We start from the raw sequence: 14,649 nt of genomic DNA, 5'->3' as shown, positions 1-14,649 counted from the left end.
TCCAAAGGAATTAGAAACATGTTCAAGATCTTGAAAATACTGACGATCGCTGCGCTGTCGGCGACCCCTCTCGTCAGTTTCGCCCAGGCGCAGGAGCTGAAGGTCGGTGTCCAGAACATGGCGCCCTGGCTCGATCCCGGCCGCGACTTCTCGAATGTCGGCTCGCAGTTCTACTTCAACGCCTTCGATCCGCTGATCGGCAAGGACGCCACCCGCGCCGAGAGCGTTTGGCAGCCGGGCATCGCCACGAGCTGGAAACAGGTCTCGCCGACCGTGTTCGAATTGAAGATCCGCCAGGGCGTGACCTTCCACAACGGCGACCCGATGACGGTCGAGGACGTGGTCTTCTCCTTCGACCGCATCATCAACTCGACCTTCGCGCCCTATACCGTGCGCAAGCGCGACACGCTGCCGAACATGGCCAAGGTCGAGGCCGTCGACGCCGAGACCGTGCGCATCACCGCGACCCGGCCCGAGCCGCTGTTCGAGACGCTGCTCAACGTGCAGCAGGGCATGATCGTGCCGAAGAAATACGTGATGGGCCTGACCGGCGATCCTAATGTCGCCGAAGCCTCCGATTTCGAGGCTTTCGCGCTGAAGCCGGTCGGCACAGGGCCCTACAAGATCACCGAATTCGTGCCGAACCAGCGCCTGGTCTACGAGCGCTATGACGGCTTCTGGGGCGAGAAGGCTCCCTTCCAGAAGGTCACGGTGACCCGCATTCCCGAGCTGTCCGGTCGCCTGACGGCGCTGAAGAACGCCGAGGTCGATCTGATCACCAATGTTCCCCCGGATCAGCTCGAGCCGATCGCCGCCGATCCGAAGCTCAAGGTCGAGGGCATGCAGACGCCGCTCTTCCACGTCGTCATCTTCAACACCCAGAATCCGAAGATGGCCAATCCGAAGCTGCGCCAGGCGCTCTCCTACGCCATCGACCGCAAGACGCTGAATGAGGCGCTCTGGTTCGGCAAGGCGAAGGTGCCGACGAGCCACAGCTTCGCGCAGTTCGGCCCGCTCTACATGCCCGAGCTCAACACCTTCGAATACGATCCGGCCAAGGCCAAGGCGCTGCTCAAGGAAGCCGGCTATGACGGCGCGCCGATCCGCTACGACATCCAGGCGGCCTACTACACCAACGGCCTCCTCGCCGCGCAGGCGATCCAGGAGATGTGGGGCGCCGTGGGCGTCAAGATGCAGCTCAACGTCACCGAGCAGTGGACGGGCTCCGATCCGACCATGATGGCCCGCGGCTGGTCGAACCCGATGTACTTCCCCGATCCCGCCGGCGCCTTTGGCATCATGTGGGCACCGACCGGAAACTCGGCCTCGGAAGGCCGCTTCAAGGCGGACGACGCCTATGTCGCGCTCTGGGACAAGTTCCGCTATTCGACCGACCTCACCGAGCGCAAGCAGGCCTATGCCGCGCTGATGCAGGCGATCAAGAACGACCCGCCGGTCCTGCCGCTCTACCAGCCCTACGAGTCCTACGGCATGAAGCGCTCGCTCGCCTGGCGGCCGCTGCAGGGGCACATCCCCTATGTGCTCGACTTCCGCGCCGGCCGCGCGACGCTCGCAGCGCGCTGATGCAATTGCGGGAGCCGGTATCGCCGGCTCCCGCCTCCTATTTCCGACCCTGCTCGACGAGCCACGCCATGACCCGATCCCTTCGCCTCGCCTTCGTCGCCGACATCCATCACGGTGCGAACAGCTTCACCAAAATCGGCACCGCGGCCCTGCGGCTGATGGAGGAATTCCGCCGCTTCGCCGCCGATGCGCAGCCCGACGCCGTGATCGATCTCGGCGATCGCATCTCCGACGTCGATCACGCCACCGATCTGCGGCTGGAGCGGGAGGTTGCGGAGGCCTTCGCGCCGATCGCGGCGCCGCGCTTCCATCTCTGCGGCAACCATGATCGCGATCATCTCAGCGTCGCCGAGAACGAAGAGATCCTCGGCCAGGCGCTCGGCCATCGCACCGTCGACCTCGGCGACTGGCGCCTCGTGCTCTGGGCCGCGGATTCGCGGATCCACCGACCGGGCGGCTTCGTGCTGCGCGAGGCCGACCTCATCTGGCTCGCCGCGACCATCGAGGCCGCCGATCGGCCGCTGGTCGTGATGAGCCATGTTCCGGTCTCCGGCCACGCCCAGACCAGCAACTACTACTTCGAGCGTAATCCGGCATCCTCGACCTATCCCGGTGCCGAGCGCGTCCGTGCTGTGCTCGCCCGGGCGAAAGTGCCGGTGATCTGCATCGCCGGCCATGTCCACTGGAACACGCTGACCACGGTCGACGGCATCCCGCACCTGACGCTGCAGTCTCTTACCGAGAGCTTCACGACGATGCCCGGGCCTGCCGGCGCCTTCGCTCTTCTCGAGCTCGGTGAGACCATCGCCTGGACGGTCCACGGCGCCGACCCTTTTTCGGCTCGCATCGCAAGGGCGCAGACGCTGAAGCGCTGGATGACGCCGCTCCAGCCGTTCGAAGAGCACCCCGAGTTGCGGCAAAGGCGTCTTGTCTCCGCCGTCCAGACGGATATGGCGGCGGTGGCCTGATCGGGATTCAAGGCCGTGAGAGATTCGGAGTGAAGGGTTCCGGTCAGAGGTCCGGGTTCGGGCGGCGGGCGCCGTTCAATTGAGCAGAATCCCGCGGATTTCCTTCCAGCTTTCTGCGTCGGGCGCACAGAGCAGCCCGGCCGGGCGCTCGGCCGGGGAATAGCTGCGGCCGTCGAGCAGTCGTGCGTGGCCGCCGGCCTCGCTGTAGAGCAGCACGCCCGGTGCGTGGTCCCAGGGGTTGAGGACGCCGTAGAGCAGGAATTGCAGGCGTCCTGCCGCCGCCAGCCGGTATTCCTGCCCGCAGCAGCGCAGCGAGCCGACTTCGAGGAAGGCCGGAAAGCGACCTGGAAGCGTGCTGCGCAGCGGCTCCGGGAAATACTGCCAGCTCGCCATGCCGTTCATGTGGCGCGTCGCGACGGCCGGGGCGACGCGCAGGTCGCGGCTGGAGCCATCGGCGCGACGAAGCCAGGCGCCTTCGCCGCGTAGCGCCATGGCGCTGTCTCCGGCAACGGGATCGTGGATCACGGAGGCGACGATCTCGCCCCTGGCGATGACGGCTGCCATCACTGCGAAGAGCGACAGGTCGCAGGCATAGTTGAGCGTGCCGTCGATCGGATCGATGACGAAGGCGAGATCGGCATCGCCCAATTGGCCGAGCAGCGCGGGCTCGCGCGTCACGGCCTCCTCTCCGATCAGCGCGGCACCCGGAAAGGCCTTCGCCAGCTCGGCGCAGATGAAGCGCTCGGCGGCCTCGTCGGCTTCCGTAACCAGATCGCCCGGTGCCTGTTTCTCGCGGATATCGCTATCGGCGAGGAGCCGGAAGCGCGGCATCACCTCGCGGCGGGCCGCCTCGCTCAGGATGGCGTCGAGCCGGTCATGGTCCTGCCGGGTGAAGATCATCCGAGGTCGAACTCGACCAGGATGGGCTGGTGGTCGGAGGCTCGCGTCTCGATGTCGTAGACGATGGCGCGTGCCCGCTCGGCAAGATCCGGCGTCGCCAGCACATAGTCGAGGCAGCCGGGCGGACCATAGGTCTGATCGCAGATGAAGGCCGAGGGCGGATGCGGCGCATCGCCCTGCAGCACCGGCCATAGATCGACCAACGGCGGCACATTCCCGTCGAACGGCGCGAGTAGCTGCGCCAGCCCGGCGTCGTCCGGCCGCATGTTGAAGTCGCCCGTCAGGATCGCGCTCGCAGCGTTCGGCGTCGGCGCATAGGTGTGGGGACCGGGCTGGCGAGGCGTCGCTTGCCGTGCGGCGGCCATGCGATGAATCTGCCGAATGCCCTCGACCTGCGCGGCGCGCAGGATGGGCGAGGAATATTCCAGATGCGTCGTCATCAGCCGGATCGGGCCGAAGGGCGTCTCGACCATGGCCTCAACCAGCACGCGCGGCATGTTGCGCGTCGCCGCCGCTTCCCAGGGCAGGGTGTGGCGCAGCGCCTGCGCCACCGGCAGCCGGGTCAGCAGCAGGTTGCCGAAGCGCTTGCGCCCGCCCTGGCTGTCGGAGACGTCGACCCCGATCGCCTCGATGGCGGTGAAGCCCGGCAGCAACTCGCTGAACAGGGCGAACTGGTCGGTGCGGTCGTTGCCGTCGAGATCGGGGAAGTTGGCCGCGACTTCCTGCAGGCAGAGCACGTCGAAATCGGCCATCTGCCTGGCGTGGTCGATGATGCGGCGCGGATCGACGCGTTCGTCGACGCCGCGTGCCCACTGGATGTTCCAGGTGATCAGCTTCATTGAGCCGGCCTCGACCCTACTTGATGCCTGCGCGCATGAAGCTCTGCACGAACTGGCGCTGGAACAGAAGGAAACCGACGAGGAGCGGTGCCGAGGTCATCAGCGTCGCCGCGCAGATCACCGCCCAGTCGATGCCCTGGTCGGCCGAGGAGAAGACCTGGAGGCCCACCGTCAGCGGCCGCGACTCGACCGAGTTGGTGACGAGCAGCGGCCAGAGGAAGTTGTTCCAGTGGTAGCTGACCGAAACGAGGCCATAGGCGATGTAGGTCGGCTTCGCGAGCGGGACATAGACCCGCATCAGCACCTGCAGCGGGCTCGCTCCCTCGACGCGGGCGGCGTCGTCGAGTTCCTTCGGCACGGTCTTGAAGGTCTGCCGCAGCAGGAAGATGCCGAAGGCCGAGGCGATGTAGGGCAGGGCGATCGCCGGGATCGTGTCGATCAGGTTGACCTTGGCCAGCGTGCGGTAGTTCTCGACGATCAGCGCGTCCGGCATGATCATCAGCTGCGCCAGGATCAGCACGAAGGCGATGTCACGGCCCCAGAAATCCTGCCGTGCCAGCGCATAGGCCGCGAGCGTCCCCAGCACGAGCTGGAAGGCGAGGATCATGGTCACGAGGATGAAGGTGTTGAGGAAATAGCGGGCGAAGGGCGCCGCGGCCCAGGCCCGCGTGAAATTGTCCAGCGTCAGCGGCGCGGTCAGCACGAAGCGCGTCGTGTATTCGGCCGGGTGGAACGCCGCCCAGACGGCATAGGCCAGCGGCAGCACCCAGATGAGGGCGAGCAGGATCGCGCCGATGGATTCCAGCGTGAGCGAGAAGCCTTTGGGCGCGTAAGGGTCTGTGCGCGTCGGGGCGCTCATTGATAGTGCGTCCTGCGTTCGAGCCAGCCGTACTGGACGAAGGCCACCAGCGCGAGCAGCACCAGGAGCACGCAGGTCAGCGTCGCGGCATAGGCCGTATCCCAGAAGCCGAAGCCGACCTGGTAGATGTAATAGAGCAGCAGGGTGGTCGCGTTGTCCGGGCCGCCGCGCGTCATCACCACGATATGGTCGACCATGCGGAAGGCGTTGATCACGGCGTTGATCAGTACGAACAGCGTCGTCGGCATCAGCAGCGGGAACTGGATGCGCCGGAAGAAGGTCCAGCGCGAGGCGCCCTCGATCGCCGCGGCCTCACCGAGGCTGGGCGGGATCGCCTGCAGCGCCGCGAGGTAGAAGATCATGAAGAAGCCGGCTTCCTTCCAGATCGCGACGATGGTGATGGCGTAGAGCGCCGTGTCCTGCGATCCCAGCCAGTTGGTCGAGCGACCGCCGAACAGGCCGATGACCTGCTCGAGCAGGCCGTATTGCGGCGTGTAGAAGAACAGCCAGATATTGGCGACCGCGATCATCGGCAGGATCGTCGGCGTGAAAAAGGCCATGCGGACGAGTGTTCGCCCCGCAATCCTGTCATTGACCCAGACCGCCATCAGCAGCGCCAGCGCGATCGAGGTCGGGATGGTGCCGAGCGCGAACCAGAAGTTGTTGCTCAGCGCCTTCCAGAAGATCGGGTCGCCCAGCATCTGCTGATAGTTTTCGAGCCCGACGAAACGCGCCGGGCGGCGCGCCTTCGGTGTCGAGTAGAAGCTCTCGATGAAGCTCGCGACCGCGGGCCAATGCGTGAACAGGGCCAGGCACGCCATGGCCGGCAGCAGGAGCAGCCAGCCATGGATCGTTGCGGTCGCGCGGTTCGTCATCGGCTTACCGCCCCGTCATTGCGAGGAGTGCGAGCGACGACGCAATCCAGGGACGGCAGGGCTCGACGGTCCCATGGATTGCTTCGCTGCGCTCGCAATGACGGCTGAACTTCATCGACATACTCTACCGGTAGGGCTTGAGGATGCGCTCGGCCTCGGCCTGCGCATCTTCCATCGCCTTCTGCGGCGTCTTGGTGCCGGTCAGCGCCGCCTGCAGACCATCGTTCAGCGCCTTGGTGACGCGCTGGTTCTCATGGGTCGAGAGCTCGGCCACTGCGCTCGGCAACTGGTCGCGCGCGACCAGCGCCTGCGGGAAGTCGGCGACGTATTTCTTCATCGCTTCGGTCTCGTAGGAGGCCGGCGTCACCGCGACATAGCCGGTATCCGCGCTCCACTGCGCCGCGCGCTCGGGCGTGGTGATCCAGCGCACGAACTTGAAGGCAGCTTCCTGCTCGGCCTTGGTCGCCTTCTTCGAGAGATAGAAGTTGCCGCCGCCGGTCGGGCTGCCCGGCTTCTTGCCGGCGGGCAGCACCGCGACGCCGAAGGGGAACTTGGCGTTGGCACGGACATTGGTGAGGTTGCCGGTGGTGGTCCACATCATCGCGACCTTCTTCTCGAAGAAGTCGCGCGGCGTGGTGCCCCATTCGACGATGCCAGGCGGGTGGACCTTATGCTTCTGCGCGAGGTCGACCCAGTATTGCAGCGCCTCGACCACGCCCGGGTTGGCGTAATCGGTCTTGTCGCCCGCCGGATTGGCGAGGATCGCACCGGCCTGCGTCGATAGCCCCTGGAACAGCCAATAGGGGAAGCCGGAGGAGGGGATCTGGATGCCCCATTGGGTGACGTTGCCGGCGGCGTCGCGCTTGGTCAGTTTCTGCGCGAATTCGAGCTGCTCGGCCCAGGTCTTCGGCGGCTTCTCGGGATCGAGGCCGGCTTCCTTGAACAGCTCCTTGTTCCAGTAGAGCACCACGGTGGAGCGCTGGAACGGGATGCCCCAGGTCTTGCCGCCGGTCTGGCTGTTCTCCATGAAGCCGGGGAAGAAGCTGGCGAGCCACTTCTTGTCCTCGTCGGTCTTGATGAAGTCGTCGAAGGGCACGATCGCCTCTTCGTCGATCAGGGTGAACATGTCGGTCGAGAGCAGCACCGAGAGCACCGGCGGCGTGCCGCTCTTATGCGCGGTCAGCGCCTTGACGATGGTTTCCTGATAGGTGCCGGCATAGATCGGCTTCAGCTTGACCGAGGGGTTCTCCTTCTCGAAGCCGGCGGCGTAGTTGTCGATCAGCTTGGTGATCGGCCCGCCGACGGCGACCGGATAGAAGAACGAAAGCTCCGTGCTCTGCGCCCGGGCGATGCCGGGGAGTGCGGTCGCGCCCGCAAGGGCGGCCGTGCCGCCAAGAAATTCACGCCTGTCCATAATATCCTCTCTCCCTTGCTGGGATGGTCCGCACGTCCGACGCTTCGGCCGGTTCAGTTGCGAACCACCTTCCGTTCGGACGCCAGATCGAACCAGTGCAGCGCCGATTGTGACAACGTGATGTAGACCTGTTCGCCGGCTGTGGCCCGGACTTTTCCGGGCCGCTTGATGATGAAGGAATGGCCGTCGATGCGGGTTTCGAGCAGCGTGTCGGAGCCGAGATACTCGACCGCGACGACATCGGCGGCGACACCGCTGTCCGCGATCTCGATCATCTCGGGACGGATGCCGACCGCGAGCCCCGCCGGGTCGAGGCCGGCGGGCGGGGTCAGCGTGCCGCCGCGCGCCTGCACGGTGGCGAGGGGGAGCACGTTCATCGGCGGCGTGCCGACGAAGCGTGCCGCGAAGATCGTCTCCGGGTTCTCGTAGAGCACGTCGGGTGGAGCATCCTGCTCGATCTTGCCGTTGCGCATCAGCACGACCTGATCGGCCATCGTCATCGCTTCGACCTGGTCATGCGTGACGTAGACCATGGTCATGCCGAGGCGCTGCTGCAGTTCGCGGATCTCGCGGCGCATCTCGACGCGCAGCTGGGCGTCGAGGTTGGAGAGCGGCTCGTCCATCAGGCAGACGGGCGCCTCGGCGACGATGGCGCGACCGAGCGCAACGCGCTGCTGCTGGCCGCCGGAAAGCTGCGACGGCTTGCGCTCGAGCAGGGCGGAAAGCCCGAGGATCGAGGCAGCGCGGGCGAGGCGTTCGTCGCGCTCGGCACGCGAGACCTTGCGGACCTTGAGCCCGAACATGATGTTCTCGGCCACGCTCAGATGCGGGAACAAAGCATAGTTCTGGAACACCATGGCAATGCCGCGCTGCGAGGGCGAGGAGTGGGTGACGTCTCGCCCGCCGATCGCGATCGTGCCGCTGCTGGTCTCCTCCAGCCCGGCGATCAGCCTCAGCGTGGTCGACTTGCCGCAGCCCGAAGGGCCGAGCAGCGCGACGAGATTGCCGCCTTCGACGGTGAAGCTGATGGCATCGACGGCCGCGGCTCCGCCCCAGCTCTTCGAAACGGTCTTGAGCTCTACCGAAACCATTCGCAACCCGGCCGTCCAAGCAATCCATATCGTGCCGACGCTGGACGCTGCGACTGTCGGCTATGTGACGGGCGAACTTGAAGATAAAATCGGTGCGGAGACAAGAGCGGGGCCACGCCTGACCACACGTTCCTGCGCCGATGAGCGAAGGACGCACGGTGCTGGCGGTCCGGATACCGCGTCCAACGGCTGGCTTACGGCCAGCGCATGCATTATTTGCATCGCCGTGGCGCCGGCTCACGAAATTGTTTGCGCCCAGGAGATCGTCTAGAGAGCGCTTTCTGCATGCCGGGTGGGAATCGTTCCGGCCGGGCGTGCTGGAAGGCTCCGCGATGACCACCAGCGCACAGACCGCCTCCTTGCCCCAGCGTGCCATGATGCCGGTGCTGATCGCGCTCAGCGTGACGCATCTGCTCAACGACATGATCCAATCGCTGATCCCGGCGACCTACCCGATCATCAAGGAAGCTTATCGCCTCGACTTCGGTCAGATCGGCCTGATCACGCTGACCTTCCAGGTTTCGGCTTCGCTGCTGCAGCCCGCGGTCGGGCTCTATACCGACAAGCATCCGATGCCCTATTCGATGGTCGTCGGCATGGGCTTCACGCTCGCCGGTCTCATCGGTCTCTCTTATGCCGGGAGCTACGGGTTCCTGCTCCTGTCGGCGGCCTGCGTCGGAATTGGCTCGTCGATCTTCCATCCGGAGGCAACACGGATGGCGCGCAATGCCTCCGGCGGACAGCATGGCTTTGCGCAAGGCATCTTTCAGGTGGGGGGGCAGACCGGCGGCGCGCTCGGACCGCTGCTTGCTGCCTTCATCATCGTGCCGCGCGGGCAGGGAAGCCTCGCCTGGTTCTCGGTCGCGGCGCTCGTCGCGATGATGCTGATGATCTGGACGGCATCGAGCTATGCCCGTTTGGACCGCGCTCGTCCGCCCAAGGCCGCCGCAGCAAGGAGCGCAGCGCCCGCGCGGCCGGGCCGTCGCTCGGTCGCCTTCGCGATCACGATCCTGATCGTGCTGCTGTTTTCGAAGAACGCCTACACCGCCAGCTTCACCTCGTTCTACACCTTCTATCTGATCGGCAAATTCGGCATCTCCGTGCAGAATTCGCAGGTCATGCTGTTCCTGTTCCTCGCCTCCTCGGCGGTGGGCGCGCTGGGCGGCGGCATGCTGGGCGATCGGATCGGCCGCAACAAGATCATCTGGTTCTCGATCCTGGGCGCGCTGCCCTTCACCTTGATCCTGCCCTATGCCGATCTGTTCTGGACGGGCGTGCTGACCATCGTGATCAACCTGATCATGTCGAGCGCCTTTGCCGCGATTCTGATCTATGCGCTCGAATTGCTCCCCGGCCGCGTCGGGCTCGTCGGCGGCTTCTTCTACGGGCTCTCTTTCGGACTCGGCGGTTTGGCGGCGGCGCTGCTCGGCGAGTTCGCGGACCTGCTCGGCATTGAGACCGTCTACAGGATCTGTTCGTTCATCCCGATGGTCGGCCTCCTCGCCTGGTTCCTGCCCCGACTCAACGACACCGCTGCCGGAGCGCGCCCGGCACATTGATACAGCTTGAGCAACGCTATTCGCTCAGGGATGCCGGACGAGTGCGCCTCAATCCGCGCTGTGACGCTTGCTGTCCCAGAGGTTCCGCGTTGAGTTGGTTCAGAGCCCTTCAGATTTTTGATCGGCCAGCCCTTAGGTAAGCCAGGGCTGCAGCTCCGACAATTTGGTTGGCGGCATCATGCCGGCCCTGAGACAACCTTTCCGTCCCGGGTCAGTGCATCGCGGATGGTGCTGCGGCCTCGCCATATCGCTGCGAGCAGGCCCAGCAATCAGCACGTCGGCAAACGCTGGAGTGAACTCTCCCGCGATCCTGGCGGCGGCGGTCGACGCGCACGCCGGTTGCGTTGGCCATCCTTAAGGTTCCCCCAAATTTTGTCGTGCCGCCACATCTTTGGAGGTCCCCCAAGGGGGCCGATTCACCCAACGTATTGTTCGATCGAGGAAATCGCACCCCAGACTTCCGGGCATAGGCCTTGCAATCCAAAGCAGCGAAATCCTCTACGGCTGCCGGGCATCAGGTCCGGCGGGAGCGGTTGCCTCGTCGTGACCGGAGGCAGGGTCCACGCGCCCTGCGTCGCCTCGCTGCGCACGAACAGGGAAGATGACATGTCGAGCGATCGCTGCCGAGTGTTGATGATCTATCCGCGGTTCAACCCGAATTCCTTCTGGAACTACAAGGCGACCTGCGAACTGGCCGGTGCGCGCCACCCGGCCGCGCCGCTGGGCCTGATCACCGTCGCTGCCCTGCTTCCCGCGACATGGGAGATTCGGCTCGTCGACCTGAACGCGGAGGAACTTGGCGAGCCGGACCTCGCCTGGGCGGATCTGGTCATGACCGGAGGCATGCTGCCGCAGCAGGACGGAACGCTCGCCGTCATCGCGCAGTGTCGCGCCTCGGGAAAGCCGGTCGTGGTCGGTGGCCCCGACGCAACCTCGACTCCCGAGATCTACGAAGCCGCCGATTTTCTGGTGCTGGGCGAGGCAGAGGAGATCATGGACGGCTTCGTCGAGGCCTGGAGCGCGGGGACCCGGAGCGGTGTCTTCCGTTCCGAGATGGGCAAGACCGACGTCACCAAGAGCCCGACACCGCGCTTCGACCTCCTTAAGTTCGCGCATTACCTGCACATCGGCGTGCAGTTCTCGCGCGGCTGCCCGTTCAACTGCGAGTTCTGTGACATCATCGAGCTCTATGGGCGCGTGCCCCGCACCAAGACGAGCGCGCAGATCGTCAGGGAGCTGGAGGCCCTCCACGCCCTCGGATATCGCGGCCATGTGGACTTCGTCGACGACAACCTGATCGGCAACAAGAAGGCGCTCAAGCAATTCCTGCCCGTCCTGATCCAGTGGATTCGGGACAGGAATTTCCCCTTCGAGTTCTCGACCGAGGCCTCGATCAATCTCGCGGACGATCCTGCCCTGATGCAGGCCATGAGCGAGGCCAACTTCTTCACGATCTTCGTCGGCATCGAGAGCCCGGATACCGATACGCTGATCTCGACGCAGAAGAAGCAGAACACCCGCCGCAGCCTCGAGGAAAGCGTTCACCGGATCTATAGGGCCGGCCTGTTCGTGAATGCCGGCTTCATCCTCGGCTTCGACAGCGAGAAGGGAAGTGTCGCGCGGGGCATGATCGACTGCATCGAGGACACGGCGATTCCGGTTTGCATGGTCGGCCTTCTCTATGCGCTGCCCAACACCCAGCTGACCCGGCGCCTTGATCGGGAAGGCCGCCTGTCCATCCCCAATGATGCCGACCATGCGCAGGGCTTAGGCGACCAATGCACCGCAGGGCTCAACTTCATGACCAGCCGCCCGCGCCGCGCTATTCTGGAGGACTACAAGGCGGTGCTGGAAGCCGTCTACGCGCCTCAGGCGTTCTTCGGCCGCGTTCGGCGGGTAGGGCGCATGCTCGACTGCAGCAATCGTCGCCTGGAGCTGCCGAAATCGATGGAGTGGCAAGAGCTGCAGTCTTCCTGGCGCCTGATCTGGCGAATGACGACGGCGAAGGGAGGCGTCCGTCGCGAGTTCTGGAAGACCGTGGTCGACTGCCTCACGCACAACCGCCAGGCGCTGCCCTATGTGATGATGATGGTCGCGCTCTATCTCCATCTGGGGCCGTTTTCCCGGCATGTCGTCGCTCAGGTCCAACGACAGATCGACCATTCGCCGAAAGCCCCTTCCAGCCCGTACGCAGCAAGCTCCCTTGTGGCCAGAACGGCAGCGGCAAGCTGAGCGCGCGTGACGATGCGGCCGCGCCGCATTGAGTCAGGCCACGTCGCTCCCGGCCGTGGCGCGACCGGCGCTGCGCGCCCGCAGCGCCGCCAGCGTGATCTGGCCAAGGGGCCGACCGTGCTCGTCGACGATGGTCGCGGCATCGCGGCCCTCCGCGAGCAGCGCCGACAGCACGCCCCGAAGCTGGAGGGAGCCGGGAAGTTCGAAGCCATCGAGCGCATGGCCCGGCTCGACGGCGTCGGCGGCGCTCACCAGTGAGAGCCGGCGCAGCGCACGGTCGGCGCCGACGAAATCGGCAACGAAATCGTCGGCCGGTGCGGCAAGCAGACGATCGGGCGTGTCGTACTGGACGAGCTTGCCGTCGCGCATGATGGCGACGACGTCGCCCATGCGGATCGCCTCGTCGATGTCGTGGGTGACGAAGATCACTGTCTTTCTCAGGCGCTTCTGGATAGCCAGGAACTCCTCCTGGAGGCGGCTCCTGAGGATCGGATCGACGGCGCCGAAGGGCTCGTCCATCAGCATCACCGGCGGGTCGGCCGCCAACGCCCGCGCCACGCCGACGCGCTGGCGCTGCCCTCCTGAGAGATGGCGCGGATAGCGCGACAGGTACTGCGCCGGGTCGAGGCCGACGAGCGCCAGCATCTCCTCGCTACGCACCCGGATGCGCGCGACATCCCAGCCGAGCAGCCTCGGCACGGTCGCGACGTTCTCGGCGATCGTCATGTGCGGGAACAGGCCGACCTGCTGGATGACGTAGCCGATATGGCGCCTGAGCTCGACCGCATCGCCCTGGGCGATGTCGCGGTCACCGACGAGGATGCGGCCCGCACTGGGCTCGATCAGCCGGTTGATCATGCGCATCGTCGTGGTCTTGCCGCAGCCGGACGGGCCGATCAGCACGCAGAGCTTGCCGGCCTCGACCGTGAGGTCGAGGCTTTCGACGGCCGGCTGCGCAGTGCCGGGAAAGCGCTTGGTGACCTGTTCCAGGCGGATCGTCATGCTGGTTTCGTTTGCATCCGATGGGCCGCCAGCCTTTCGAGGCCCGCGAAGATGATCTCCGTCGCGAAGGCCAGGGCCGCGACCGCGACAGCCCCGGCGATCAACTGCGGGAAATTGAAGTTGGCCATGCCGCTGGTGATCAACTCGCCCAGCCCGCCGCCGCCGATGAAAGCGGCCAGCGTCGCCGCCGATACGATCTGGACGGCGGCGGTGCGGATGCCGGCGAAAATGACGGGCAGGGCCAGCGGAATCTCGATCCTCGTCAGCAGTTGGGCATCGGACAGGCCCTGGCCGCGCGCGGCGTCGACGATGTCGGCATCGACCTCGCTCACCCCGGTATAGGTGTTGAGCAGCAGGGCCGGCAGACCGTAGAGCGTCAGCGCGACCACCGAGGGCAGGAAGCCTGTTCCCAGAACAGGGAGCAGGAGCACGAGCAGCGCCAGCGAAGGAATAGTCCGAAGGATGTTGGCGAGCGCAATGGCGGGCTGAGCCCAGCTGCGATGACGCGTCAGGGCGAGGCCGGCGGGCAGGGCGATCAACAGCACGGCGGCGAGCGATACCGCACTCAGCCAGAGGTGGTTCCGGAGGGCGGTGACGAAGGTCTCCGGATGTGCCGAGATCCAGCCATACATCAGGCCTGCTCCGCCTGATGGGCGCGCAGCCGGATCTCGAACCTGCGCAGGCTCTCGTCGCAGAAGATGGCCAGCGCCGAGGTCACGACGGCGCCGATAAAGACCTTCTCGCCGAAGTCCTGGGTGATGCCCTGGAAGATGATGTCGCCGAGCCCGCCGGCATTGATGAATGCGGCGACGGTGGCGACCGAGACCTGCGTCACCACGGTGATGCGGATGCCCGCGATGATCACGGGCAGCGCCAGCGGCAGCTCGATGGCGAAGAGGCGGCGCCATGGGCCGTAGCCCATGCCATCTGCGGCATCGAGGATATCCCGCGGGATTTCGCGCAAACCCGTCGCGGTGTTGCGGATGATGATCAGGAGCGCATAGGCGACGAGCGCGACGATGGCCGGCCAGAAGCCGAGGCCGAGATAGGGAATGAGCAGCGCGAAGATCGCCAGGGCAGGCACGGTGTAGAGCGCACCGGCGACCAGCAGGACGCCGAGCGCGAGGCGAGGGCGCCGCGCCGACAAGACGCCGAGCGGCAGGCCGATCGCCAGCGCGATCAGAAGGCCCGTACCCACGAGCTGGATATGCTCCCAGAGAGCCACGAGCAGGCGGTCGTAGTTCTCGAACGTCCAGGTCATGAGAGGGATCGCCTAGAGCATTTTCGAGTGAAGTGGGCACCGGTTCGCGTGAAGAAAATGCGACA

At 65.6% G+C, this 14,649-nt stretch carries 13 protein-coding genes; 4 read left to right on the top strand and 9 right to left on the bottom strand.

The genetic code is table 11. The features are described from left to right. Positions 1–18: 18 nt before the first annotated feature. Positions 19–1,584 carry an ABC transporter substrate-binding protein gene (locus AB4Z10_RS09995; protein ID WP_441470242.1) on the top strand — a complete coding sequence of 522 codons (1,566 nt, stop codon included), beginning with the start codon at positions 19–21 and terminating at the stop codon, positions 1,582–1,584. 68 nt (positions 1,585–1,652) lie between these two features. Continuing rightward, the gene (locus AB4Z10_RS09990) at positions 1,653–2,552 is read left to right on the top strand and encodes a metallophosphoesterase family protein (RefSeq protein WP_441470241.1); all 900 of its coding nucleotides are present in this window, start codon (positions 1,653–1,655) and stop codon (positions 2,550–2,552) included. A gap of 75 nt (positions 2,553–2,627) precedes the next feature. Here AB4Z10_RS09990 and AB4Z10_RS09985 read toward each other — a convergent pair whose 3' ends face one another. The 6 genes from AB4Z10_RS09985 to AB4Z10_RS09960 form a co-directional block, all read right to left on the bottom strand. After that, positions 2,628–3,452, bottom strand: coding sequence for an inositol monophosphatase family protein (locus AB4Z10_RS09985; RefSeq protein WP_441470240.1), 825 nt, complete (start codon positions 3,450–3,452; stop codon positions 2,628–2,630). Next, complete coding sequence (locus tag AB4Z10_RS09980; protein WP_441470239.1) at positions 3,449–4,291, bottom strand: endonuclease/exonuclease/phosphatase family protein; 843 nt, start codon at positions 4,289–4,291, stop codon at positions 3,449–3,451. The genes AB4Z10_RS09985 and AB4Z10_RS09980 overlap by 4 nt, the downstream gene beginning before the upstream one ends. A gap of 16 nt (positions 4,292–4,307) precedes the next feature. Then, a complete protein-coding gene (locus tag AB4Z10_RS09975) occupies positions 4,308–5,150 on the bottom strand; it encodes a carbohydrate ABC transporter permease (protein ID WP_441470238.1) in 843 nt (280 codons plus the stop codon). Further along, complete coding sequence (locus AB4Z10_RS09970) at positions 5,147–6,025, bottom strand: carbohydrate ABC transporter permease (RefSeq protein WP_441470237.1); 879 nt, start codon at positions 6,023–6,025, stop codon at positions 5,147–5,149. The genes AB4Z10_RS09975 and AB4Z10_RS09970 overlap by 4 nt, the downstream gene beginning before the upstream one ends. Before the next feature lie 124 nt (positions 6,026–6,149). After that, positions 6,150–7,439 (bottom strand): ABC transporter substrate-binding protein, encoded by a 1,290-nt coding sequence (locus AB4Z10_RS09965; RefSeq protein ID WP_441470236.1) that lies wholly within the window; start codon positions 7,437–7,439, stop codon positions 6,150–6,152. A 53-nt stretch (positions 7,440–7,492) separates the two neighbouring features. Further along, on the bottom strand, positions 7,493–8,530 hold the full coding sequence (locus AB4Z10_RS09960; RefSeq protein WP_441470235.1) for an ABC transporter ATP-binding protein: 1,038 nt from the start codon (positions 8,528–8,530) through the stop codon (positions 7,493–7,495). Positions 8,531–8,862: 332 nt separating this feature from the next. Between AB4Z10_RS09960 and AB4Z10_RS09955 the strand changes: the two genes are divergently transcribed. Both AB4Z10_RS09955 and AB4Z10_RS09950 read left to right on the top strand, forming a co-directional pair. Then, the gene (locus AB4Z10_RS09955) at positions 8,863–10,089 is read left to right on the top strand and encodes an MFS transporter (protein WP_441470234.1); all 1,227 of its coding nucleotides are present in this window, start codon (positions 8,863–8,865) and stop codon (positions 10,087–10,089) included. A gap of 225 nt (positions 10,090–10,314) precedes the next feature. Beyond that, positions 10,315–12,321 (top strand): B12-binding domain-containing radical SAM protein, encoded by a 2,007-nt coding sequence (locus tag AB4Z10_RS09950; RefSeq protein ID WP_441470233.1) that lies wholly within the window; start codon positions 10,315–10,317, stop codon positions 12,319–12,321. A gap of 33 nt (positions 12,322–12,354) precedes the next feature. On the opposite strand, the gene AB4Z10_RS09945 is transcribed toward AB4Z10_RS09950, so the two are convergent. Genes AB4Z10_RS09945 through AB4Z10_RS09935 form a run of 3 tightly spaced genes read right to left on the bottom strand, consistent with a single transcriptional unit; the run spans position 12,355 to position 14,584 of the window. Further along, complete coding sequence (locus AB4Z10_RS09945; protein WP_441470232.1) at positions 12,355–13,323, bottom strand: ABC transporter ATP-binding protein; 969 nt, start codon at positions 13,321–13,323, stop codon at positions 12,355–12,357. Then, positions 13,320–13,955, bottom strand: coding sequence for an ABC transporter permease (locus AB4Z10_RS09940; protein WP_441470231.1), 636 nt, complete (start codon positions 13,953–13,955; stop codon positions 13,320–13,322). Before AB4Z10_RS09940 ends, AB4Z10_RS09945 begins: the two co-directional genes overlap by 4 nt. Beyond that, a complete protein-coding gene (locus AB4Z10_RS09935; protein ID WP_441470230.1) occupies positions 13,955–14,584 on the bottom strand; it encodes an ABC transporter permease in 630 nt (209 codons plus the stop codon). Before AB4Z10_RS09935 ends, AB4Z10_RS09940 begins: the two co-directional genes overlap by 1 nt. Positions 14,585–14,649: the final 65 nt, after the last annotated feature.

The organism is Allobosea sp. RAF48 (assembly GCF_052114025.1).
Taxonomy (GTDB): Bacteria; Pseudomonadota; Alphaproteobacteria; order Rhizobiales; family Beijerinckiaceae; genus Allobosea.
Note: the sequence above shows the minus strand (reverse complement) of the source record. Positions and strands in the feature narration are given on the sequence as shown.